Origin of the sequence: Iodobacter sp. BJB302 (genome assembly GCF_002735645.1) — a bacterium.
GTDB lineage: Bacteria > Pseudomonadota > Gammaproteobacteria > Burkholderiales > Chitinibacteraceae > Iodobacter.
This window is the reverse complement of record NZ_PDZG01000045.1, coordinates 14,157-38,751: the sequence shown is the minus strand read 5'-3', so window position 1 is coordinate 38,751 and position 24,595 is coordinate 14,157. Positions and strand designations below refer to the sequence as shown.

The window sequence follows — 24,595 nt, the reverse complement described above, 5'->3', positions numbered from 1 at the left end:
TACATCCATTACTATAACCACGACCGAATCAAACTGAAGTTAAAAGGGCTGAGTCCTGTGCAATACAGAACCCAGCCCTTGAGCGCCTAGCTTTTATACTGTCCAACTAATTGGGGTCAGTTCATTTCCGAGGCTTGGCTTATATCCTGCCTGCTGATCAGGCTTCGCGTTTATCGTGCTCAATCAGCGCGTAGGCGGAGTGATTATGAATAGACTCAAAGTTTTCTGATTCAACCACATAGGCGCTTACACGAGGGTCTGCATGCACACAGGCCGCCACATCACGCACCATATCTTCTACAAACTTCGGATTATCATAAGCACGCTCGGTCACAAATTTCTCATCCGGACGCTTGAGTAAACCCCATAACTCTGAAGAAGCTTCCTGCTCAATCAGGGTCACGATTTCCTCAATCCAGATGCTCTGAGCCAGCGTTGCCGTTACGGTAACGTGCGAGCGCTGGTTATGTGCGCCATAGGCAGAGATTTTCTTTGAACACGGGCAAAGACTGGTCACGGGCGCGAGTACTTTAAGCTTTTGCTCAAACACGCCATTTTTTAACTCGCCAACCAGAGTGATGTCGTAATCCATCAGGCTTTGCACGCCTGAAACTGGTGCTGTTTTATTAATAAAATACGGGAAACGCATTTCCAGATAGCCGGATTCTGCTTCTAAACGATCGCACATTTCGCGCAGAATCGTTTCGAAAGAATCCACCGAGATTTCTTTCTCGTGGCTATTCAGGATCTCCACAAAGCGCGACATATGCGTGCCTTTGAATTGCTTAGGCAAAAACACATACATATCAAACATGGCGATAGTGTGCTGCACGCCATCGGTACGATCCGCTACTTTAACTGGGTGACGAATGGACTTAATGCCCACTTTATTGATCGCAATATTGCGGGTATCCACCGTGTTTTGCACGTCGGCAATCGCCATGGTCATGGGGTATAGCTCCAAAGAAAATAGATTCTGATGAGTCAGATTATAACACTGAGAATACCCGAGTAAAGTGCTCGGGAATTATTGTAAAAATCTACGCTGCTGATAGGCAAAAACTTCAGCCCTCTGACCAGCCCTTACTTCCCTGCAAAAGCGGCCATCATTCTGACCGCAAATTTTGAACCGTCACTCAGCATCATCTCAATATGTGCTGGCATATAAGGCATAGATAAGTACATCGCAAGAAGACCAATTCCCATCATCAACGGAAAGCCCACCGCAAACACATTCAACTGCGGCGCGGCGCGGGTCATGATCCCAACCGCCAGATTGGTCACCAATAAAGAACCAATCACCGGCAAGGAAAGTAAAACCCCTGCACGAAAAATCAGCGCGCCATAATCAACCAGCAATTTAAAACCTAAACCAGAAATGGGCTCTGCCCGAACAGGCAAGCTGGTAAAACTATCGAGCAGGGTATGTAAGACCATTAAATGGCCATTTAAAGCCAGAAATACCAGAATGGTCATTAAACTCAAAAACTGTGCAACAATTGGTACACTGGTAGCATGCAGCGGATCATAAAACGAAGCAAAACCTAAACCCATTTGCAAACCTGCTAAATGCCCGGCCATTTCCATGGCAGAAAAAATAATCCGCACAATATAGCCAATTGCAATGCCAATCAGCAGCTGATTAATCACAATCAGAATACCAGCAGGCGACACTACAGGCACTTGGGGCATGGCAGGTAAAACAGGGGCAATAATCAAAGAAAGAAAGATAGCAACGCAGACACGTACTTTAACACTGATTGCTTTGCTGGAATAAAACGGATCAGCTACTAAAAAGCCAAAGATGCGGCAAAACGGCCACCAAAAAATAGCAAGCCACACATCAATCTGAGCCTGGCTGACTGTCCAGATATCATTCATCAGCCAATCAACTGCGGAATACTTTGAAATAAACGGATCGTGTAATCCATGGCGGTTTCAATCATCCAGGGCCCGATTAAAATAAACACTAAAAAGGTAATCAGCAGCTTGGGAATAAAAGAAAGGGATGCTTCATTAATTTGTGTTGCTGCCTGAAAAATACTCACCACAAGGCCCACCACCAGTGCAGTCAGCAGCAGAGGCCCGCCCAGCAACACCATCACTTCCATGGCTCTTTGAATCACCGTTACAACGGTTTCAGGCGTCATTTGCTACCCTGCAATATAAAAGCTTTGTACTAAGGATCCCATCAGTAAAGCCCAGCCATCCACTAATACAAATAACATTAATTTAAAGGGTAAAGAAATAATGACCGGCGAAACCATCATCATCCCCATAGCCATTAAAATACTGGCCACCACAAAATCGATAATAATAAAGGGGATAAAAACAATAAAGCCGATTTGAAAAGCGGTTTTAAGCTCGCTGGTTACAAAAGCAGGGACTAAGGTTCTCAGGCTTACATCTTCCGGGCCATTGGGCTTTTGCGCTCCGGAAATATCAATAAAAAATGCCAAATCTTTTTGCCGTGTTTGTTTCAGCATAAAATCTTTTAACGGCACCACCCCTTTTTCAACCGCCTGATTAAAACCTATTTTCTGCTCGGCATAAGGCTGATAAGCCACCTGATAAATTTTATCAAAAACAGGCGACATCACAAAAAAGGTAAGGAATAAAGACATTCCCACAATAACCTGATTAGGCGGTGCCTGCATGGTGCCTAAAGCCTGGCGCAATAAAGACAATACAATCACAATGCGGGTAAATGCCGTCATCATTAATAACAGCGCGGGTAAAAAACCAAGGGCAGTTAAAAACAATAAGGTTTGAATTGGTAAACTATATTGAGTGCCACCCGTTTGCGCATTTGCCGTCATAAAGGGAATACCGGGATCTGCCGCAAAAACAGCTCCAGCAAGCAATATGCCCGGCACCACGACCATCAAGCGCTTCAAGGCGTTTTCCTTTGTAATATTGTGGCCAGTCTGGCTGCAAACGGTGAGGCATGAGGCGCAGGCTCTGTTTGCTCAGGCGCATCCAGTGTATGCAGCAGGTTCACCGCACTGGAGGTTACACCCAGCACCAGCCAGCGGCCTTCCACTTCAACCACCACAACCCGCTCCTTGCTGCCCACCATAACGCCACTCACCACTCTCAGCGTTTGTGCATTACTCATGGGCAGCAAAGACAAGCGCCGCACCAGCCAGGCACTAAACACAATCAGGCCAATGACAAAAGCCAGTGCCAGCGTAACCTGAGCAATCGACATCAGGCTTGAAGAGGGGGCCGCGGCGGGGGAGGATGCATTGGCACTGGCCCATAGGGGCAGGCAGGCCAAGGCGAAAAAGCGCAGAAAAAACGACACTCTCAAACTACTTATGCAAGCGGCGGATGCGTTCTGCCGGCGTAATAATATCGGTGAGACGAATACCAAATTTATCATTCACCACCACCACTTCACCCTGAGCAATTAAACAGCCATTGACCAGCACATCCATCGGCTCGCCCGCCATACCATCGAGCTCAACAACCGAACCCTGTGCCAATTGCAAAAGGCTGCGAATTGCAATTTTAGTACGCCCCAGTTCCACCGTTAAGGAAACAGGGATATCCAGAATCATATCGATATTGCTTGGTGCATTGCTCAGCGGCGTGCTGGCATCAAAGCGCTGAAAAATATCAGCGGCTTGTACATCCGGTTTTTCTGCGGCAGCAGCATCAGCCACTTCCTGCTCGGCTAAGGCAGCGGCCCAATCGTCCATTGCCATTTCATCTTCATCAGCCATTGTCAGTCTCTCCTTCACTTTCTGTCTCGGCGCCGGTTAATGCTTCGGCAGAGCCAAGTACTTTGCTGACTCTTAAGGCATACTGCCCATTCAAAGTGCCATACTTACACTCAAGTACAGGCACATTATCCACAGCCGCAATAATGGCCTCGGGGATTTCTAAAGAAATAATATCACCCAATTGCAATTCCAGAATCTCACCTAAAGTGACCTTGGCGTTCCCTAAGGTAGCAACCAAATCGACTTCAGCGTGCTGAATTTGCTTTTGCATCAGCGTGGTCCAGCGGTTATCGACTTCAATTCGGTCGGCCTGCATGGTGCTGTAAAGCACATCCCGAATCGGCTCGATCATCGAATAGGGAAAGCAGATATGAAAATCACCGCCCCCGGCACCCAATTCAATTTTAAAGGTGTAGGCCACCACAACTTCAGTTGGGGTAGCGATATTAGCAAACTGCGTATTCATTTCCGAGCGGACATAAACAAATTCGCAGGGAAATACAGGCTGCCATGCTTTTTCGTATTCTTCAAAAACAACTTCTAAGAGGCGCTGAATAATCCGCTGTTCAGTCGCGGTAAAATCCCGCCCTTCAACCCGCACATGGTAACGGCCATCTGAACCAAATAAATTATCCACCACCAGAAAAACGAAATCGGGGTCAAAAATGAACAACCCCGTTCCGCGCAGCGGCTTCATTTGAATTAAATTTAAATTGGTAGGAACCACCAGATTACGAATGAATTCGCTGTACTTTTGCACCCGGACGGGGCCAACGGAGATTTCAGCATTGCGGCGCATAAAGTTAAATAAGGCCACCCGCAAATTACGTGCAAAACGCTCATTCAGAATTTCAAGCGTGGGCATCCGCCCGCGAACGATACGTTCCTGACGGCCAATATCGTAATCACGGACAGCAGAAGCATCGACCTCTTCGTCGGAAGAATCTTCTTCTCCGGTCACACCGCGCAGTAGCGCGTCGACCTCTTCCTGAGAAAGGATATCGTCTGCCATAATCCTTAGTCCGGATAAACTGAATTACCGGTTAATTAAATATAATCTTAAAAAAACCACAGCGCCTGCTCCTTCACAAAATGGAAACAAGCGCAGTCTTTATGCTTACTGCACGATAAATGAAGTGAAATTAACTGAAATAACGCCTTCATCTTCGCTTTCAGCGCCCAGGATTTTATTTACAATTTCACGAATTTCTTTTGCCAGCTTATCCGTGCCATCCGGCGCTTTCACTTCAGCAATCGTTTTACTGCGTAACAGCTTATTAATTTGCCCCTGAATCTTAGGTGACATTGCTTTTATTTTTTCGGCCAAATGCGCATCGCCCAACTCTAAAGAAATATCGGTCTGTAAAATGCCATCGCCATCTTCTGAGTGCAAATTAACCGTAAATTGCGGCAGTTTTTCAAAAACAGCGGCATGCTCTTCTTTCTTTTTATGATCTTTCTTTTTCTTTTTAACTTCATCTTTTGCGGTGGCTTCTGCAGCAACTTCATCCGCAGCAGGGTCACTGCTTTTAGTAAGCAAAAAGGCAGCAACACCGCCCACAATGATTAATAACACAACTAATAAGCCGATTACGGCGAACAAAAGAATATTTTTCTTCGCTTTAGGCGCAGCTTCCACTTTGGCATCGGACATCACATCACCTTGAATGGATTGAAATATTTTATAAAAAAGAAGTATTCAGACCAGAACAAAGCGCCCCAATTAAAAGCGAGGGGCGCGGGCTTTGGAATTAAGTGAGCTGATTATAGCTTAAAAAGCATTAACAAACAGGTAGTAAGCGGCGGGTCTTGTCGTAACACAACAAGACCCGCTCCAAATTAAACATAGAGATTTAAACCACTGCGTGCCACAGGCAGAGCAACATCCGTCATTACCCGCATTTGCCCATCTGCATAGACTCCCGGCAAATCTTTGGCAAACTGCTGCGATCCGGGCTGACGCTGCTGCCCCATATACTGACTGTTTGCCTGCTGCTGAGCTTGCTGTTGTGCCTGTTGCTGCTGTGTATGCTGATTTAAGGAGTCAGACGCAACTTGTACATTGCTCAGCTGAATACCCTGGTCAGCAAGCAGCATGGTTAATCTTGGCGTTGCTGCCACTAAAGCCTCCCGCACCGATGCGTGTTGCGAGCTAAAAACCACGCTCGCCTGCTCGCCTGACATTGTGAGCCGCACTTCCATCGGCCCCAAATGCGGCGGATTGAGTTGCATATCAATTTGCTGATGCTGATCCTGCAGCATCATGGATACCCTCTGCGCAACCGCATCACCCCAGCGCGAGCTGCCCACAGGCTCCGCTACTGTGTGTTGCGGCACGGCAGGTTTTGCTTCGGCCACTGGCGTGCGAAATGCAATATGAGGGGCTGCGTCTATTTTTGGAAGTGCGGTATTGTCTTTAGCACTGTTAAGCAAAGCGGAAAACTCTTCCGCAGGCGCAGTCAATTCAGTCCCTGCTCCGGCGTTTTTTTGCCGCAAAGAGGCAAATTTTGCCGCCTCTGCACCTGTGTTTAAGGAATTAAGCGGATTTAACCCCGTTTCAGCAGTATCTGCGGCCCCTTCCTTCGTATCGCCTTTAGCCAGCAAGCCCTTGCCCAGAGCAGTTAAATCCAGCTCTGCCCCATCCGGTTTTACCTCCGCCGGCAGTTCAGGCACGGGAGCATTTTGCGCTACAGCCTGTGCCTGCAGCATGGCTAACCAGGGAGGAAGCAGCTGGACATTCGCAGCCGCCTGTTGCTCTTCAGCCGGGGAATGGCTTTCTTCCTGTACTGTTTTTTTCTCGCCCGAATCTGCTGACTGGCCTTCCTGGCGGGTATTAACTTCACGCTCCAGCACTTTGGCAAACGGTTGAGCAGCGGTATCCGCCCCCATAGAAACGGAGGAACGTGATTCTGTTGAACGACTCGTTTGTGCACTGGCTGAAACAGTGAGATTGCTCGCCATGACCTGGCTCCCCGATAAAGTTAATCAAGACTTAAGCAATTGCAGTGCCAGCCCAATTAAACCGCTATGCTAAACTCAGGCCCAGCGGGATTCAGATCAGCTTTTATCTGCATATAAAGCAGGTATTTATCGCGCTTTAAGGAGAAAGAATGGCTGAAGATTCAGACGCAGAACGCACGGAGCCCGCCTCTAGTAAGCGCCTTGAAGAGGCGCGAAATAAAGGGCAAGTACCCAGATCACAAGAATTGGCCACTTTTTCTATTTTAATGGTCGGCATTATTGCGCTCATCAAGCTGGGACCTGAGCTGCTGCAAACTTTAAAAATGATTTTTATTTCCGAGCTGACTTTTAACCGCGCCACCATTGCGGATCCCAATCAGATGCTCCTGCATTTTATGAGCTCAAGTCAAAAAGCGCTGATGGCTTGCCTGCCCATCATTTTGCCCTGTGCTCTCATTGCCATCATTACGCCTGTTTTAGTAGGCGGCTGGTTATTCACCTTTGATGCTTTAGCCCCCAATTTTGCCAGAATGGATCCTATTGGTGGCTTAGGGCGAATGTTCACACTGAAAAGCATTGTGAATATGGTTAAAACCATTCTTAAATCCAGCCTCATTGGCGGTGTAGCCGCCTGGGTACTGTGGGACGAGAGGGCAGAATTTCTGCAACTGATCACCATGCCACTCGATGCTGGCCTGCCCTATATGTGGGACATGGTGCAGCACACACTTTTACTGGTCGTCAGCTCGCTTGCTATTGTGGCCGCAATTGACGCCCCCTATCAGCTTTGGGATTATTACAAAGGCCTGCGCATGACCAAGGAAGAGGTTAAGCAGGAAGGTAAAGATGCCGAAGGCTCGGCGGAAGTAAAAGGCAAGATTCGTCAGTTGCAACACGAAGCGGCCAGAAAGCGGATGATGAGCGAGATTCCAAAAGCCAATGTAATTGTCACCAATCCAACCCACTACGCCGTTGCCCTGCAATATACCGAAGCCATGCGTGCACCCAAGGTGGTCGCCAAAGGGGCATTTTTACTTGCTGAACGGATTATCGAGCTGGGCAAAGAACATAAAGTGGCCGTGATCCGCACTCCGCCTTTTGCCCGTGCGCTTTATCATCACGCTGAACTCGGGGCCGAGATCCCCGCTGCACTGTATACTGCGGCAGCCGAGGTGCTGGCTTATATCTACCAGCTGAAACACTGGCAAAATTATGGTGGTGATGAGCCCAATCTAGCTGATGAACTCCCTGTACCCAGCGAATTAGACCCCGGTGGTGAAGCATAAAACGCCGCGCTCAAATAGCAGCGCAAAACATGAGTCTACTTAATTTACCCAGAGCTTAATGCCCCATGTGGCGTACTTTTAATTACAGCAAATTAGCCGGCCCTGCGCTGGTGCTTATGGTGCTCGGCATGATGGTTCTGCCGCTGCCCGCGCTTGTGCTCGATTTTTTCTTTACCTTCAATATTGCGATTTCCATCATTGTGCTGATGGTGGCGCTTTACACCCGTAAGCCACTCGAGTTTTCCAGTTTCCCTACCATTTTGTTATTTACCACCCTGCTGAGGCTGTCTTTGAATGTCGCCTCAACCAAGCTGGTGCTGACTGAAGGGCACAATGGTGCAGATGCCGCCGGTAAGGTGATTGAAGCTTTCGGCCACGTGCTGATTGGCGATAACTTAACCGTGGGTGTTGTGGGTTTTATTATTCTGACCATTATTAACTTTGTGGTCATTACCAAAGGTGCCGGGCGAATTGCCGAGGTATCCGCACGCTTTACCCTGGATGCCATGCCCGGTAAGCAAATGGCAATCGATGCCGATTTAAACGCTGGCATGATAGGCGAAGAAGAAGCCAGACGCCGCCGCTCAGAAATCTCGCAGGAAGCTAATTTTTTCGGCTCCATGGATGGTGCGTCCAAGTTTGTCAGGGGTGATGCCGTCGCCGGGATTATGGTGATGGTCATCAATATCATCGGTGGTTTGATTGTCGGCATGGCGCAGCACGATCTGCCTTTTGCAGAAGCGGGCAAAACCTACACTCTGCTGACTATTGGTGATGGCTTAGTCGCACAAATCCCCTCTCTGATTATCTCTGTAGCTGCCGGTATTGTGGTTTCACGCGTAGGCGACGGCGAAGATTTATCAGAACAAATCTTGGGGCAGATGTTTTCTCAGCCACAGGTTATGTATGTTACTTCGGGTGTATTAGGCGTCCTGGGCATTATCCCTGGCATGCCCCATACGGCTTTTTTGCTAATGGCATCCATCTTAGGCGGCATTGCATGGCAGCTGGATCAGCGCAATAAAACCAGCGCACTGCAAACTGCAGCCGCAGAAAGGGGGGCAGCAGGAGGGCCAGCCGCTGCGGGGGGAGCTCCGGCTGCCGCAGCACCACTGCAGGAAGTCAGCTGGAACGATGTGCAGCCTGTTGATCCGGTTGGGCTGGAAGTTGGCTACCGGCTGATTCCTCTGGTCGACCGGAATCAGGATGGCGAGTTACTGCGGCGTATTCGTGGCATCCGCAAGAAAATCGCGCAAGAGCTGGGCTTTTTGGTGCCCTCTGTGCATATCCGCGATAATTTAGAGCTCAAACCCAATCAATACCGCATCCAGCTCAAGGGGGTGGATGTGGGTACGGGTGAAGCCTTTGCCACCCAGTGGCTGGCGATCAATCCTGGCAACGCCATTGGCCAGCTGCCTGGCACGCCCACCCAGGATCCTACTTTTGGCCTGCCAGCTGTCTGGATTGATGCCAATTTGCGCGATCAGGCTCAGGCCTTTGGCTATACCGTGGTGGACGCCTCTACCGTAGTAGCCACCCATATTTCGAATATTTTACAAAGCCATTCAGCCGAACTTTTAGGCCGAGAAGAAGTCCAGCAATTGCTTGAGCATTTTGGCAAAGAAGCACCCAAGCTGCTGGAAGACCTGGTTCCTAAAATTATTCCTGTCGGCACTTTGCAAAAAGTTCTACAAAACTTACTTGAAGAAGGCATGCATATCCGTGATTTGCGCAGCATTCTGGAAACACTGGCTGAGCATATTACCCGCACCCAAAATATTGACGAACTGACTGCGGCAGTACGTGTCGCGCTTGGCCGGGCTATTGTGCATCAGCTTTTCCCTGGCGAGAACGAGCTGCAAGTTGTGACGCTGGAGCCACAGCTCGAAAACATTCTGCTCTCGGCCGTCTCTGGTAATTCGCAGGGAGGCTTAGAGCCGGGCTTAGCAGAGCGGGTACTCAAGCAAGCCTCTGAATTATCTGAGCAATTAGAGCAGCAGGGCCTGAGCACCGTGCTGATTGCACCCGCGCAGCTGCGCCCCATGCTAAGCCGCTTTTTACGCCGCTCTATTCCCGGATTACGCGTGATTGCGCATACCGAGATTCCGGACAGCAAAACCATTCGGATTGTGGGTATGTTAGGTGCAAATTAAAGACAAAAAACAAAGCGCAAAACAGATTTAAGAATAAATACCTCATTGAGCCAAGTATGCTTAAGAGTAAACTGACAAAACATACTAAAATACACATCGCTAAACTGCACTTTTATGCACAATAGCTTGCATGAGGATAATCTTTTGTTTTCAGACGGCAACTGGATATGGTCGTAAAAAAGTTCTACGGAGCGACTACGCGTGACGCGCTGCGTCAGGTTCGTGATGAGCTTGGCCCGGATGCGCTGATCCTGTCCAACCGCCAGGTGTCTGGCGGTGGCATAGAGATCATGGCCGTCGCAGATGCCGATGTGGCCGCCCTGACGAATAACGTTGCCGTACAGCCACGCCCTGCGTCACAGCAAAATAGCCGTGGCGCACAAAATGGGGCCAAGCTATTACAAAGCGCTCAGGCTGCGGCCCCCATCAGCAAAGCCCTCGCCCGCTCCTACGCCATCCCCGACGATGACGATGAAGAGCCCAGCACTGATCATATAATGCACGACGAGCCCATGGTTTTACGCAGCAACCGCCCTGCTGCTGCGCCACGCCAGCCCGAGCCTGCCGCCGCGCCGATACCACTCGACAGTAATCCAGAGTACCAGCAGCCCAGACCAAGCCGCCCTGCGCCAAGGCCAAGTGCACCGCCACCACGCCGTCCTGCACCAGAGCGTGCTTTACCGACCTTCAGCTTTGAAGACGATGAAGCGCCGCCTGCACAAAGCCCGGCTGACAAAGAAGCAATGGATGGCATTGCGCGGGAAATCCGCCTCTTGCGCGGCTTGTTGGAGAGCCAGCTGGCAGGGATGGCCTGGGGCGAATTATCGCGCCATGCACCTGAAAAACTCGAAGCCTTGCGTCAGCTTTTATCCGCCGGATTTTGCCCTGCACTTTCACGCCAGCTTGTCGAAAAAATGCCAGCGCAAATGAGCCTGGATCAAGGCATGCGCTGGGTGAAAGCTGCGCTTACGCATAATCTGGCCGCAGCCACAACGGATGACGATCTGATCAACCGGGGCGGAATCTACGCCCTGATCGGCCCAACCGGAGTGGGGAAAACCACCACCGTAGCCAAGCTGGCTGCGCGCTGCGCGCTCCTGCACGGGCCAGATTCGGTAGCCCTGCTCACTACCGACAGCTACCGGATTGGTGCGCACGATCAGCTGCGCATTTACGGCCGCATCATCGGTGTGCCGGTGCACGAAGTTAAAGACGAAACCGATTTGCAATTTACCCTGGCGGATCTGAGCGAAAAGCATTTAGTGCTGATCGATACAGTCGGTATGGGGCAGCGTGATCAGCGCATCAGCGAGCAACTGGCTTTATTTGACGAAGATAATGTCTCCACCCTGCTGCTGCTCGCCGCCAATGCCCAAACTGGTACGCTGGATGATGTGGCACGCCGCTATCGCAACACGCATTTAGCGGGCTGCATTCTGACTAAACTCGATGAAACCATGAATCTGGGCGGCTGCCTAGATGTGGCCATCCGGCATAAATTGCGCCTGCACTTTTTAACCAATGGCCAGCGCGTGCCTGAAGATTTGCACCGCGCCAATGTCTCCTATCTGGTTGATCGCGCTTTTAGGGGGGAATCACAAAACAGCGCTTTTACCCTGAAACCTGATGAGTTCCCGCTCTTTATGGGCGCACAGGGCGGCACCATGGATGGCCCGCTTGATTTTAATATGAATTATGCGAGCCATTCCCGTGGCTAGTCTTTGGTCAGATCAGGCTGCAGGCCTGCGGGACATGATTGCCCCAACGCCTTGCCGCAGCATCAGCCTCAATGGCGGCCGCGGCGGCAGTGGCACAACCACGCTGGCAATTAACCTGGCAGCAGCGCTGGCAGAGCGCAATCGTGAAGTGATTTTATTAGACGAATTCACCGGCATGGGCAATGCAGCCCACCGCATGCGGCTGGAGCAAAAACACGAGCTGGATCATGTGCTGCGCCGTGAAGTCACGCTGGCCAACACCCTGCTGGCGACCGAAGCGGGTTTTTCCATTTTGCCGATCAGCGCCAGAGCCACGGTATTAAGCAGCCTGAATGAGCGTGAGCTGACATGGCTGTCTGCCGAATTTGAACAACTCACCCAATATGCCGAATTTTTGCTGCTCGATACCCGCCCGTCCGCCAGCCATGGCGTGCCCTGCCTCAGCCTTGCCGCCGACGATGTAATGGTGATTGTATCCAATAGCGCCGAATCGCTCACTGACGCCTATGCCACCATCAAACTACTCGGCACTGAATACGCAAGACGGGATTTTCGGATTCTGGTTAATCGTGTCGATACCATTACGGAAGCCGGACTGATTTTTAATCGCCTGAAAAGCGTCGCTAGGCAGTACTTAGGCGATGCGGTGCAAATGAAGCTGATCGGCTATGTGCCTGAAGACGAAAAACTAAAACGTGCATCCCGCCTGGGCCGCACCGTACTGGATGCTTTTCCGGATGCCGATTCCAGCCATGCTTTCCGCCAGCTTGCCGATGTAATGCTGCGCTGGCGAAAACCGCTGAATACCACAGACAGCACGGGCTTTCTCTACCGCCTAGTTGAATCCAGCCGCCTGCTGGCTGAGCAACTTCAACATTAAGCCTTCACAAGCTGATCTGCGGTGTAGCCGAGCATTTATCCCTGTCTGTTCAGACTTGAACATCCAATTTACAAACTTAATGACGTTTAAACGGGTACATTACCTGACTAGGTACATCAGCTTCTATAGGTTCATCAATGCCATAGCGCCATGGCAAGGCAGGAGGCAGATGCAAGGTTGAAAATACAAGGTCAATCAAAGGAGACATGGCTGCGTAATTGTGATCGCACTTGCCCCTCTGCTTCGTTTGCATGATGCCAATGGCGAAAGGCCGGTGTTGCAATCAGCCATTCCAGCGGCCCGAAGCGCCAGCGCACATTGGCATGCCAATCACACTCATTGCTTGTATTGCGCCTTACAGGCAATCAGTAGTGTAAACACAGAGAAAGCTACCACGGCAGAGGCCATATCAACGCTGGTATGTGATGGTTTAAATTTGAGCATTTTTCAAAATAAACAGCAGATTATCAATTAAGTAGCGAAATACTGGCTCTCTATCCGCGCCTGCAAGCACAGCTCTACTTATTAGCAAAACTGCATATTCGCTTAAGTTCAGCGAATTCCCCTGTTATACTCGATACTATTCTTACGGCAAATGAAGCCTTAAACGGCACAAATGCAAATGATATTGCCGAAGGATTAGATCGAGCTCTTGCAAGTACTTTTAAGCAATTAGAAAGCAAACTGATTTTACTCCCAAGTCGCTAGGCTCTCAGCTAAACTGATTTTGCCACTTCAAAGTAGAAACAGATGCCAGCGCCACGCGCACTTTCTCTTTATCGTCAGACACAGGCCAGCAGCGAAGATGATTATGTCGCTCGCCATGCCTCACTGGTCAAACGGATCGCCTATCACATGGTGAGCCGCCTGCCTGCCAGCGTGGAAGTGGACGATTTGATACAGGTTGGCATGATGGGCCTGATGGAAGCGGCCAAAAACTTTGACGCCAGCGCAGGCGTATTGTTTGAAACTTTTGCCTCTCAACGCATTCGCGGCGCCATGCTGGATGAGTTGAGAAGCGCCGACTGGATGCCCCGCCAGGCCAGAAAACATATGCGGGATATTGAAGCCGCACTGCTTAAGCTGGGCCACACCCTGGGCAGAGCGCCCCTTGAAAGCGAAGTGGCAAGCTATCTTCAGCTCAGCCTTGAAGAATACCAGGATATGCTCACCGAGGTGCGGGGCCATCAGCTTGTCCACTTAGATGATTTTGAAGATGATGAAGAAAATCATCATAGCGAACATAATGTAGCCGATCTGGCGCACAATCCGCTCAATCAGCTCTCTGAAACACATTTCAAACAAAAATTAATAGAAGCCATTGATGCTTTGCCCGAGCGGGAAAAGCTGGTGATGGCGCTTTACTACGACGAAGAACTCAATCTTAAAGAAATTGGTGCTGTACTCAGCGTCACCGAATCCCGGGTTTGCCAGCTGCACAGCCAGGCCATTGCCCGGCTGCGGGCGCGCTTAGGCGATTGGACAGGTCAATAAGGCGATATGGATAAAATCAGTATATTTGGCATTTTACTTGGCTTAACGGCGATTGTACTCGGGCAAATTTTAGAGGGCGGGCATGTGGCCTCCCTGATGCAAGCCACTGCTTTTATGATTGTCACTGGCGGCACGCTGGGTGCGGTGATGCTGCAGACCAGGCAGGATCACTTTATTGCTGGCTTAAAAATGGTGCGCTGGGTTTTTCTTCCCCCTCAGCACGATTTCAAAAAGCAACTGGGCGTATTGGTCAACTGGGGCCAGCAAGCCCGCCGTGGCGGCCTTTTAGCGCTTGAAGCCTATGTTCAGAGCGAAAAAGATCCTTTCGTAAAACGCGGGCTGCAAATGGTGGTTGATGGCGCAGAGCCGGAAGTCATCCGCCGCGCCTTAGAGCTGGATATCGATGTATTTGAAGACCGCGCCCGCTCTGCCGCCAAAATTTGGGAAGCAGCAGGCGGCTACTCTCCTACCATCGGGATTATCGGCGCGGTAATGGGGCTGATCCATGTCATGGAAAACCTGACCGACCCATCCAAACTGGGTGCAGGGATTGCCGTGGCTTTTGTCGCCACCATTTACGGCGTAGCCATGGCCAATCTGATTTTTCTGCCTGTTTCGCATAAGCTGAAACAACATATCCAGACCGAAGTCAGACGCCGCGAAATGCTGGTCGAAGGTTTGGTTACCATTGCCAATGGTGAAAACCCAAGGGTATTAGAAAACAAACTGGCCGGTTTTTTGTCTTAGCCACAAACAACAACTTCACAGCATCAGTTAAATCAACAGGATTGGACTTTAGCCGCCCAATAAAAACCTTATTCGCAATTGCCCTGCGGAGATTTCACCATGCTTTGGTTTGCCAAATGGCTGCGTCTTACCCTCGCCTGGCTTGATCTCTGTGTCTTTACCCTGCTGATGCTCTTACTGGCACGCCTGCCTATGGCGCTTTTGACAGCCTGGTATCCCTCATTATTTCAGGCATGGTGCCGCTGTTTTGTCCGGGCACTGGGTGTAGAGCTTCGTTTACACCAGCACCATAAAAAACCGCTTCCACCCCAGTATATTTTAATTGCCAATCATCCTTCCGCCCTGGAAGACGTTGGCATTCCGGCCTTTTTTCCGGTCAGAAATCTCGCAAAAGAAGAGGTGCGTCACTGGTGGTTTGTCGGCAAAATCGCCGAAGCCGCCGGTACATTATTTGTAAAACGCGAAGAAAAAGACGCCCGTCAGGCCGCCCTGCTCAATATGATTGCAGCGGTAAGAGCAGGACATTCTATTGCGCTTTATCCTGAAGGCGGCTGTAAAGGCCGTCGCCTGTGGGATAAGTTTTTATATGGCGCATTTATCGTTTCTATCGAAACCCAGATCCCCATCCTGCCGGTATTTTTATATTACGAAGCGCAGGAAGCCTTTGAATGGGGCCCCAATACCACACTCATTCAAAAAATATGGCAAATCATGCGCTCACCCAATCATGTGGCGCATTACCACGTATTTGACCCGCTGCAAGCCAGCCAGTTTAAAGATAAAGACGATTACTCCAGCCAGACCTATGCGCTCTATTCAGGCTGGCAAAAACGTTTTCTTGAGTGATCCTTCGCAGCAATTGAATGGCTTATTACCCAAATTAAACTGTCAACTGCTGTTTGCAGGATGTTGCCGCTATAATTAGCGGCATATTCATTGCAACCAAGCCAAACATGGCCATATTTCGTAAAAAAAACGTCGCGAATGTATCCAGCCGCGCCGCCTTGCCACCGCAGATCGCCATTCTTTTACGCGAATCATGGTGGTTTATTCTGGTCGTCTTGGTTATTTACCTCGTCCTTGTCCTTTCTACCTACAGCCCTGGTGACCCTGGCTGGTCTCATAGCGCCACCCGGCCCGAAATCCATAATCGCGGCGGAGCAGTAGGTGCGTGGATTGCCGATATCCTGCTCTACTTATTTGGCTTTTCAGCATGGTGGTGGGTAGGCTTTTGCTTTGCCGCCATTTTATGGGGCTATCGCCGCATTGACCATGTGAGTGATGGCGCACGCCCTACGGTGCTCTTTGCCTGTATCGGTTTTCTGCTGATTATTCTGGCCAGCTCCAGCTTTGAAGCGCTGCGCCTACACAGTATTCATGCGGTATTGCCACAGGCTCCTGGTGGAATATTAGGCGTAACGCTGGGCAGCTGGCTCTACCTTAGCTTTGGCTTTTCTGGTGCAACACTATTTTTACTGGCCACCATCTGCATCGGCATTTCGCTATTCACCGGCTTATCCTGGCTTTATTTGATGGAAAATCTGGGAACCCTGATCGAGCTGAGCGCACTGAAAGCAAAAGATGCCATTCAGGCATCACGCGATCGGAAAATTGGCCGTGAAGCCAAAGTACAGCGCAGCGAAAAGGTCACTTCAGAGAAAAAACGCTTTGATGATAAGCCACCGGTCCGCATAGAAGCAGCCCATACCGAGGCACCTGCTATCGCCGCCAAACTCAGCAAAAAAGCGCAGGAAGAGCAGCAAAAGGCCGCGCAAGTGCCGCTGTTTAATGCTGAAGACTTACCAGTAATAGCCAGCAACCAGGCACTGCCACCGATCAAGCTGTTGACGGTAGCGCCACCCGCTAAAGAAACAATCAGCAAAGACACGCTGGAATTCACATCAAGGCTGATTGAGAAAAAACTGGCCGACTTCAATGTAGAAGTCAAAGTCGTGGCGGCCTACCCTGGCCCTGTGATTACCCGCTATGAAATCGAGCCTGCGGTGGGCGTGAAAGGCTCGCAGATTGTTAATCTGATGAAGGATTTATCACGCGCGCTGGGCCTTGTTTCGATCCGTGTGGTTGAAACCATTCCGGACAAAACCTGCATGGGGCTGGAGCTGCCCAACCCTACACGGCAAATCATTCGCCTGTCAGAGATTTTATCTTCCGAGCCCTATCACGCCATGAGCAGCAAGCTGACCATTGCGCTGGGTAAGGATATTACCGGCAAGCCCATCGTCACCGATCTGGGCAAGGCACCGCATATGCTGGTGGCAGGGACCACCGGCTCGGGTAAATCAGTTGGGGTCAATGCCATGATTCTCAGCCTGGTCTATAAGGCCACGGCAGACGAAGTGCGCTTTATTATGATCGACCCGAAAATGCTTGAGCTATCGGTTTACGAAGGCATTCCGCACCTCCTGGCCCCTGTTGTGACCGACATGAAGCTGGCAGCCAATGCGCTGAACTGGTGTGTGGCCGAAATGGAAAAACGCTATCGCCTGATGAGTACCTTTGGCGTACGTAATTTAGCGGGTTTCAATCAAAAGGTACGCGAAGCTGAGAAAGCGGGTAAACCGCTCACCAACCCCTTTACGCTGACACCGGAAGATCCTGAACGTCTTGAGCACCTGCCCTTTATTGTGGTGGTGGTCGATGAATTTGCCGATCTGATTATGGTGGCAGGCAAAAAAATTGAAGAGCTGATCGCAAGGCTTGCGCAAAAAGCCCGTGCGGCGGGTATTCATCTGATTCTGGCCACCCAGCGCCCATCGGTGGATGTGATTACCGGCCTGATCAAAGCCAATATCCCTACCCGGCTGGCGTTTCAGGTATCGAGCAAGATCGACAGCCGCACCATTCTGGATCAGATGGGCGCAGAGGCCCTGCTGGGCCAGGGGGATATGTTGTTCCTGCCACCGGGCAGCGGCTATCCACTGCGCGTGCACGGTGCCTTTGTGGACGATAACGAAGTGCATCAGGTGGTTGAAAACCTCAAGCAGCAGGGCGAACCCAACTACATTGACGGCATTTTAAACGGCGGCTTTGAAGCTGAGGCTGCAGCAGGTGGCGGCAATAGCGATGCGAACAACGAAAGCGATCCGCTTTACGACGAAGCAGTAGCCTTTGTGCTCAAAAGCCGCCGTGCATCCATCTCATCCGTGCAACGCCAGCTGCGCATCGGTTACAACCGCGCTGCAAGGCTGATTGAGCAGATGGAAGCCGCAGGGCTGGTGAGTGGTATGGAAACCAATGGCAATCGCACTGTACTGGCTCCTGCAAGCGAATAAAGCCATCATCGCCACCGCCCTCACTGCGGCGCAGTAATGCCCGCCATAACAAGAGCCGCTTCTCCCTGGATAAGCGGCTTTTTTTGCCCCCGCAAGCAGACATTTTTCTCAGTAAATAGAACAAGATGAGGCCAAAACCAGTGGCATGGGAAAAAGCACGATTTTGAATGTCAAAATGCATATTCAGACCACCTGATTTACGCGATTATTTTTGCATATTTACAAATCACCTTTAAACCTGCCGCCAAGCCGCGCAAAGCCTAGCTGTAAGCAATAAAACAGCAGCAAAAAAAATACAATTACCTAAGGGCAAAGTGACATAGCTCTTGAAACAAGGCGGGGATCTATGCTATAAATCCGGTTTTTCTCAGAAGTCAGGGAATTACCCGCCATGGCACGAGTATGTGAAGTCACCGGCAAGCGCCCAGTGACAGGGAACAATGTTTCCCACGCCAATAACAAGACTAAGCGTCGTTTTCTTCCAAATCTGCACAGCCGCCGTTTCTGGGTAGAAAGCGAAAACCGCTTCGTTCGTCTGCGTGTATCTAACGCAGCACTCCGTACTATCGATAAACTAGGCATCGAAGTCGTCCTCGCGGATCTCCGCGCTCGTGGCGAAGTTTGAGGCTGAGGTAAGAAATCATGCGTGAAAAAATCAAGCTGGAATCCAGCGCAGGTACTGGTCACTTTTACACAACGACCAAGAACAAGCGCACAATGCCAACAAAGCTGGAAATCAAGAAGTACGATCCCGTGGTTCGTAAACACGTGATCTACAAGGAAACCAAGCTGAAGTAATTCAGTTTTTGTACGGTGGCCTTCATACTCGAACCCTGCCCTTGGTGGGGTTTTTGTATTTCCAGAGCATCAAAAAAAGCCAAACTCAGTTTGGCTTTTTTATTTTAAAAATTAAAAAGTCATCAGGGCAAATCCCACTCTGTTTTAAGAGAGCCTTTCAGCATCGCAATTAAGGGATCCTGCTCTCTGTCGGCCGAGTAAATAAACTGCAAGGGCACCCGTACTGCAATCTCCCCCCCCCGCCACAAAGCAATCGAGCCATCTGCGGCAAAGCGCTTTGCGGTGCGCTCAGCCAGAATCGCCACGCCCATTCCTGCTTTAACCAACTCGACAAGAGTTGCTTCTTCATCAAACTCGCCCACAATTTTTGGTGCGATATTCTGGCTGCGCCACAGCTCCAGAGTGATTTCAGCTAGGCTGGTAAATTGAGACAAGCCCAGCCAGGGTGCTTTACCCAGGGTTTTCCAATCCGCATTAGCCAGATCGCCAGCCATGCCGGGGGGCAGGGCAACACAGAAACCTATTTCGGTCAGCTGCAAAGTAGTGACATTCTGATAGGGATTGCGCCCCAGATAAAAACCGCCGTCCAGCACCTTTTTGCGTACATCATTTAATACACTCACCGAAATACCATGCGTGGTTTGCGCCGAAATCAGCGGATATTTCTCGCGCAAATGCGCCAGCCAGGATCCTAAACGCAGCCTTGCCGGCACGCCTATCGTGCCAATTTTAACTTTTCCCTTGGGCTCTCCTGCCAGCGCTTTGGCTCGGTTTTGCATGCCTCTTGCCAGGGCAAGAATGTGCTCGGCATCGGGCTGCAGCAACTTACCCGCTTCGGTTAATTGCACACCACCGGGGAAACGCTCAAATAAAGGAAGGCCAAACTCCTCTTCTAAAGCCTTAATCTGCGCCGTTACGGCAGGCTGAGAGAGATGAAGTAATTCTGCGGCCTGAGTTAAATGCCCCTGCTGTGCAACGGCTATAAAAGTGCGGAGTTGGTAGATTTCCATGCGGAAAGTATGCTTAAAAACCCCTGCCCTGTCAGCTTATTCCGGTAAAAATACCGTAGTCCGCCTGTATAAAATCCACAAAACAAAGTAAGCCCCAAGCAATACCAGTGCAATGCAACATCAGTTTTGCTGATTTTGTACATCAAAAATTGCAATTAGCATCAAAGGGTTGCTGTCGTTACATTATGTATCGGTTGTCCCTTCCGGGATCCACCTTGTTCAAGGAGGAGTCTAAGCATGAGTGAAACTATCATCGACCGCATTCAGCAAAATCCTAAATTTGCAGAATTAGTCCAAAAGAAAACCAGCCTCTCGTGGCTTTTATCATCAGTCATGCTGGTGATTTACTACGGCTTTATCCTGGTGATCGCATTTTCCCCCAAGACACTTGGGATCCCGCTTTCTGCTGGCAGCGTCACCACCATCGGTATTCCGATTGGTATCCTGGTGATTTTATCGGCCTTTGTGCTTACCGGCATTTATGTACGCCGCGCTACTGAATTTGACCAGTTGACCCGTGAAATTATCGAGGAAGCAAAGCAATGATGCATAAATTGCAAAAGCAGCTGGGCTGCGGAGTGCTGCTGGCCTTTGCCAGCTTGCCAACTTGGGCGTCTGGCAGCATTGACGGGCCGGTCACCAAGCAAGCAATGAACTGGCACGCCATCATTATGTTTTTTCTGTTTGTGGCGTTTACGCTGGGTGTCACTTACTGGGCAGCCAGCCGCACCCGCTCTGCTAAAGACTTTTACTCTGCAGGCGGTGGCATTACCGGGTTTCAAAATGGCTTAGCCATTGCGGGCGACTATATGTCGGCCGCGTCATTTTTAGGGATTTCCGCTTTAGTATTTGATACTGGTTACGACGGGCTGATTTACTCGCTGGGCTTTTTGGTAGGCTGGCCTGTGATTACCTTCCTCGTAGCAGAGCGCCTGCGTAACTTAGGCAAATACACTTTTGCCGATGTGGCCTCTTATCGCCTGCAGCAAGGCCCGGTACGCACCTTTGCGGCCACCGGCACCCTGGTTGTGGTGGCGCTCTATCTGATTGCCCAGATGGTTGGTGCAGGTAAGCTGATTCAGCTGCTGTTTGGCATGAATTACAACACCGCCGTCATTATGGTTGGCATTCTGATGGTGATTTACGTCATTTTTGGCGGCATGCTGGCCACCACATGGGTACAAATTATTAAAGCCGTGCTGCTCTTATCCGGCGCCAGCTTTATGGCCTTTATGGTGCTTAAACATGTGAACTTCAGCGTTGAAGGCATGTTTGCCCAGGCTGTCCACGTCAAACAAGCTGGCGCGCAGCTTCTTGCCGTGAAAGCCACGGCAGCATCAGATGTAGCCGCACAAGCAGTAGCCAATCACTCACCCGATGCAGCTTCTTTACTTGAAAAAGCATCTGACGCAGCGAAAGCAGCAGCAAAAGCCGCTAAAAACATCATGGCACCCGGCGGCCTGGTTTCTAACCCGATTGATGCAATCTCTCTTGGCCTGGCCCTGATGTTTGGTACAGCAGGCTTGCCGCACATTCTGATGCGCTTCTTTACCGTAAAAGATGCTCAGGCTGCGCGTAAATCCGTGTTTGTAGCCACAGGCTTTATTGGCTACTTCTATATCCTGACCTTCATTATCGGCTTTGGCGCGATTATGCTGGTGTCTACCGATCCATCGTATAAAGACGCAGCAGGCAAGCTGCTGGGTGGCTCTAATATGGCAGCGGTGCACCTTGCCCATGCTGTAGGCGGTGATTTATTCCTCGGATTTATTTCAGCCGTAGCCTTTGCCACCATTCTGGCGGTTGTATCCGGCCTTACCCTTTCTGGCGCATCGGCGGTTTCACACGATCTTTACGCCAGCGTATGGCGTCATGGACGCGTGGATGAAGCAACAGAAATCCGCGTTTCTAAATACGCAACCGTGGCCTTGGGTGTGGTAGCCATCTTGCTGGGCATTATGTTCGAGAAGCAAAACATCGCCTTTATGGTGGGCCTGGCGTTCTCTATTGCCGCTTCGGCCAACTTCCCGGTGCTGTTCTTATCCATGTTCTGGAAAGGCTTAACCACCCGCGGTGCAGTGATCGGCGGCTATTCCGGCCTGATCTGCGCGGTGGTATTGATTATCCTCGGGCCAGCCGTTTGGGTTGATACTCTGGGCCACGCTAAGGGCAGCGAATTATTCCCTTATAAAAACCCGGCTATTTTCTCAATGACTTTAGCGTTTCTAATGACATGGATTTTCTCTGTCACCGATAAAAGCGCACAGGCAGATTCTGAACGTGCACAATTTCTGCCACAATTTATCCGCTCTATGACGGGGGTAGGTGCGGAAGGCGCATCAAAACATTAAGAAGCATTCAGCAAAACGCCCTGTATTTATGCAGGGCGTTTTTTATTGAAAATCACCACATATATAAGCAATCCAGAATGTATTAAAAAATATAAATCACATACATTCTTTATTTAGAATCAATTCAAATATCACAACTAAAACAATTAACCTTAACCCCTTTGTCATAATCAAATGGCACTATTCATTTAATTTTAATAAAAGGGTTATTCAATGAAACACAGCACAATCGCGCTCAGTATTGCGCTTAGCTCACTATTAGCCGCCTGCAATAACAGCAGCACCGACAACACCACCAGCACAAACAACAAACCCTTTATAATCAGTGGCGTATTTCAAGACTCAGCAGTAGAAGGCTTAGAATACAGCACCACCAGTAATCCAACTGCGCAATACACCAAGGCCGATGGCTTTTATTTATATCAGGTAGGTGACGAAATCACCTTTAAAATTGGCGGCGTGGTATTAGGTAAAGCCATTGCCACCGCTAAATTATCCCCTGCTGATTTAAGCGGTGGCTTTAATGATAAAGCGCTCAATATTGCCCAATTACTACAAACGCTAGATAGCGATGGCGACCCAAGTAATGGGATTAAACTTGAAGCGGCCCAGCGCGATTTATTAAAATCATTAACAGAATCCAGTATCAAATTAGCCGCAAATGGCAATGACTTTGGCACAGAGCTTGCCAAACTGGGCTTAAAGGTGCGAGACCGCAATTTGGCCAGCGAGCATTTTGAATCCACGCTCGCCAGCCAGTTTGGCAAAGACAATACCAGCAAGATTGGCGATATCAGCGTGACCAAGCATCAAATTGTGGTCGATCCTAAATTTAATGTGGCTTATCCAGGCACATTAGCGGGCCTGAAAGCCACTTTCCCGAATGGTTTTCCATTTAGCATGGGCTCGGCGCTGGCTTTTAAAGAAAAAACCAAAGACGGCGCAATTGAATTTTATGTATTGAGCGATCGCGGCCCCAATGCCGATTCGCCTAATCTGGCCGATGGCACAGCCACCAAAGTCTTCCCCGCCCCCGATTTCACGCCTAAATTTGGCGTGATGCGCTTAAAAGATGGCGTAGCCAGCCTTGTTTCAGTCACTGATATTTTAAATGCCGACGGCAGCAAAACCACAGGTCGCCCAACGGCAGCCAATGAAATCGGCTCCAGCAAAGAAGTGCCTCTGTCTGATACCCTGCAAACGCTCGCCACCGATAAAAACGGCATCGACCCTGAAGGCATCGTGGTCGATAAAAATGGCGATTTGTGGATTTGCGATGAATACGGCCCCTTCCTGATCCGTATCGATCCTAAAACCGGCAAGATTTTAGAAAAACTTTATCCGGGTGCGGGTGGCCTGCCTGCAGTGCTGGCCAATCGCCAGGCAAACCGGGGCTTTGAAGGCATCGCCATTGCCCCTGCCAGCGGCAAAATCTACGCCGCAGTGCAAAGCAATTTAGAAATCAGCGACAGCAAAAATAATAAATCAAGCAAGGCCTTGTTTACGCGGATCGCCGAATACGACCCCGCCACCAAAGCCACCCGAATGTTTGCCTACCCGATTGACGCCAGCTATGGCAAAAGCAAAGAGTTGAAAATTGGCGACCTGCTGGCCATTTCTGACACCCGCTTCCTGCTGATTGAACAAGGCATTCAAAAAGATGGCCTGATGCACCGCAGTATTTATCTGATCGATATCAGCAGCGCCACAGATCTGAGCGGCAAAACCTTGGGCGATAAGCGGGATCTGGAGTTTGGCGCGGCAGCCGATCTGGCCGGTATCCAAATGGTGAAACGTACCAAGCTGTTTGACTACGACGCCCTAGCTGGTGGCTTTGGCTATCTGGCAGATAAATCAGAAGGCTTAACCATGATCGACGGCAAAACCATTGCCATCGTGAATGACAATGACTTTGATATCAAAGCCAGTCTGCAAGACGCCAAAGGCAAAACCGCCACCGATTGCGTGATCAGCGACGGCAAGCTAACTGGCTGCAAAATTGATAGCGCAGCGGCTGCTGCCGACACTGTGAAATTTAATATCAACCGCGGCGACCCAACTCAAGCGCCTTCACGCCTGTGGCTGTTTAAACTACCGAAGGATATTAAGGAATACAGCGTGAATTAATAGCTGAATAAACCTACGGCATTGATGCGCTATCAATGCCGTAATACTC

General features: G+C 50.0%; 24 protein-coding genes. 14 read left to right on the top strand and 10 right to left on the bottom strand.

Going from position 1 to position 24,595, the window contains the following annotated elements:
• On the top strand, positions 1-90 hold a 90-nt coding region (locus CSQ88_RS14625; protein WP_143449393.1), incomplete at its 5' end, for an IS3 family transposase.
• A gap of 67 nt (positions 91-157) precedes the next feature.
• Here CSQ88_RS14625 and folE2 read toward each other — a convergent pair.
• The 9 genes from folE2 to CSQ88_RS14580 form a co-directional block, all read right to left on the bottom strand.
• Positions 158-949 (bottom strand): GTP cyclohydrolase FolE2, encoded by a 792-nt coding sequence (gene folE2 / locus CSQ88_RS14620; RefSeq protein WP_099398822.1) that lies wholly within the window; start codon positions 947-949, stop codon positions 158-160.
• Between the two features lie 134 nt (positions 950-1,083).
• Positions 1,084-1,881, bottom strand: a complete 798-nt coding sequence (fliR, locus tag CSQ88_RS14615) for a flagellar biosynthetic protein FliR (RefSeq protein WP_099398821.1) — start codon at positions 1,879-1,881, stop codon at positions 1,084-1,086.
• Positions 1,881-2,150 carry a flagellar biosynthesis protein FliQ gene (fliQ, locus tag CSQ88_RS14610; protein ID WP_099398820.1) on the bottom strand — a complete coding sequence of 90 codons (270 nt, stop codon included), beginning with the start codon at positions 2,148-2,150 and terminating at the stop codon, positions 1,881-1,883. The genes fliR and fliQ overlap by 1 nt, the downstream gene beginning before the upstream one ends.
• 3 nt (positions 2,151-2,153) lie before the next feature.
• Complete coding sequence (gene fliP / locus CSQ88_RS14605; protein WP_257212620.1) at positions 2,154-2,897, bottom strand: flagellar type III secretion system pore protein FliP; 744 nt, start codon at positions 2,895-2,897, stop codon at positions 2,154-2,156.
• The gene (gene fliO, locus CSQ88_RS14600; protein WP_205836333.1) at positions 2,894-3,307 is read right to left on the bottom strand and encodes a flagellar biosynthetic protein FliO; all 414 of its coding nucleotides are present in this window, start codon (positions 3,305-3,307) and stop codon (positions 2,894-2,896) included. Before fliO ends, fliP begins: the two co-directional genes overlap by 4 nt.
• 7 nt (positions 3,308-3,314) lie before the next feature.
• The gene (fliN, locus tag CSQ88_RS14595; RefSeq protein ID WP_099398819.1) at positions 3,315-3,728 is read right to left on the bottom strand and encodes a flagellar motor switch protein FliN; all 414 of its coding nucleotides are present in this window, start codon (positions 3,726-3,728) and stop codon (positions 3,315-3,317) included.
• Positions 3,721-4,740 (bottom strand): flagellar motor switch protein FliM, encoded by a 1,020-nt coding sequence (gene fliM, locus CSQ88_RS14590; RefSeq protein ID WP_099398818.1) that lies wholly within the window; start codon positions 4,738-4,740, stop codon positions 3,721-3,723. The genes fliN and fliM overlap by 8 nt, the downstream gene beginning before the upstream one ends.
• Before the next feature lie 105 nt (positions 4,741-4,845).
• Positions 4,846-5,382, bottom strand: coding sequence for a flagellar basal body-associated protein FliL (gene fliL, locus CSQ88_RS14585; protein WP_099398817.1), 537 nt, complete (start codon positions 5,380-5,382; stop codon positions 4,846-4,848).
• Positions 5,383-5,567: 185 nt separating this feature from the next.
• The gene (locus CSQ88_RS14580) at positions 5,568-6,689 is read right to left on the bottom strand and encodes a flagellar hook-length control protein FliK (RefSeq protein ID WP_099398816.1); all 1,122 of its coding nucleotides are present in this window, start codon (positions 6,687-6,689) and stop codon (positions 5,568-5,570) included.
• Between the two features lie 149 nt (positions 6,690-6,838).
• Here CSQ88_RS14580 and flhB point away from each other — a divergent pair, with 149 nt between their 5' ends.
• From flhB to rpmG, 10 genes are all read left to right on the top strand, one after another.
• Positions 6,839-7,975, top strand: a complete 1,137-nt coding sequence (gene flhB, locus CSQ88_RS14575; protein ID WP_099398815.1) for a flagellar biosynthesis protein FlhB — start codon at positions 6,839-6,841, stop codon at positions 7,973-7,975.
• Positions 7,976-8,040: 65 nt separating this feature from the next.
• Positions 8,041-10,128 carry a flagellar biosynthesis protein FlhA gene (gene flhA / locus CSQ88_RS14570; protein ID WP_099398814.1) on the top strand — a complete coding sequence of 696 codons (2,088 nt, stop codon included), beginning with the start codon at positions 8,041-8,043 and terminating at the stop codon, positions 10,126-10,128.
• A gap of 167 nt (positions 10,129-10,295) precedes the next feature.
• The gene (flhF, locus tag CSQ88_RS14565) at positions 10,296-11,846 is read left to right on the top strand and encodes a flagellar biosynthesis protein FlhF (RefSeq protein WP_099398813.1); all 1,551 of its coding nucleotides are present in this window, start codon (positions 10,296-10,298) and stop codon (positions 11,844-11,846) included.
• A complete protein-coding gene (locus CSQ88_RS14560) occupies positions 11,824-12,726 on the top strand; it encodes an AAA family ATPase (protein WP_099398812.1) in 903 nt (300 codons plus the stop codon). Before flhF ends, CSQ88_RS14560 begins: the two co-directional genes overlap by 23 nt.
• A 750-nt stretch (positions 12,727-13,476) precedes the next feature.
• On the top strand, positions 13,477-14,220 hold the full coding sequence (locus CSQ88_RS14550; RefSeq protein WP_099398810.1) for an RNA polymerase sigma factor FliA: 744 nt from the start codon (positions 13,477-13,479) through the stop codon (positions 14,218-14,220).
• A 6-nt stretch (positions 14,221-14,226) separates the two neighbouring features.
• Positions 14,227-14,967: a flagellar motor protein gene (locus CSQ88_RS14545; RefSeq protein WP_099398809.1), complete on the top strand. Its 741-nt coding sequence runs from the start codon at positions 14,227-14,229 to the stop codon at positions 14,965-14,967.
• Between the two features lie 99 nt (positions 14,968-15,066).
• A complete protein-coding gene (locus tag CSQ88_RS14540; RefSeq protein ID WP_099398808.1) occupies positions 15,067-15,813 on the top strand; it encodes a 1-acyl-sn-glycerol-3-phosphate acyltransferase in 747 nt (248 codons plus the stop codon).
• A gap of 107 nt (positions 15,814-15,920) precedes the next feature.
• Positions 15,921-18,260 (top strand): DNA translocase FtsK, encoded by a 2,340-nt coding sequence (locus CSQ88_RS14535; RefSeq protein WP_099398807.1) that lies wholly within the window; start codon positions 15,921-15,923, stop codon positions 18,258-18,260.
• Between the two features lie 391 nt (positions 18,261-18,651).
• A complete protein-coding gene (rpmB, locus tag CSQ88_RS14530; protein ID WP_082752868.1) occupies positions 18,652-18,885 on the top strand; it encodes a 50S ribosomal protein L28 in 234 nt (77 codons plus the stop codon).
• Between the two features lie 17 nt (positions 18,886-18,902).
• Complete coding sequence (rpmG, locus tag CSQ88_RS14525; protein ID WP_046350383.1) at positions 18,903-19,058, top strand: 50S ribosomal protein L33; 156 nt, start codon at positions 18,903-18,905, stop codon at positions 19,056-19,058.
• A gap of 122 nt (positions 19,059-19,180) precedes the next feature.
• Here the strand turns inward: rpmG and CSQ88_RS14520 are convergent, their stop codons facing one another.
• Entirely contained in the window at positions 19,181-20,068 is an 888-nt protein-coding gene (locus tag CSQ88_RS14520; protein ID WP_099398806.1) for a LysR family transcriptional regulator, read from the bottom strand.
• Positions 20,069-20,305: 237 nt separating this feature from the next.
• On the opposite strand from CSQ88_RS14520, the gene CSQ88_RS14515 reads away from it, so the two are divergent.
• The 3 genes from CSQ88_RS14515 (at position 20,306) to CSQ88_RS14505 (ending at position 24,546) form a co-directional block, all read left to right on the top strand.
• Positions 20,306-20,614 (top strand): DUF485 domain-containing protein, encoded by a 309-nt coding sequence (locus CSQ88_RS14515; RefSeq protein WP_099398805.1) that lies wholly within the window; start codon positions 20,306-20,308, stop codon positions 20,612-20,614.
• Positions 20,611-22,419 carry a cation acetate symporter gene (locus CSQ88_RS14510; protein WP_257212618.1) on the top strand — a complete coding sequence of 603 codons (1,809 nt, stop codon included), beginning with the start codon at positions 20,611-20,613 and terminating at the stop codon, positions 22,417-22,419. The genes CSQ88_RS14515 and CSQ88_RS14510 overlap by 4 nt, the downstream gene beginning before the upstream one ends.
• A gap of 213 nt (positions 22,420-22,632) precedes the next feature.
• Positions 22,633-24,546, top strand: a complete 1,914-nt coding sequence (locus CSQ88_RS14505) for an esterase-like activity of phytase family protein (RefSeq protein WP_099398803.1) — start codon at positions 22,633-22,635, stop codon at positions 24,544-24,546.
• The last annotated feature ends 49 nt before the right edge of the window (positions 24,547-24,595 follow it).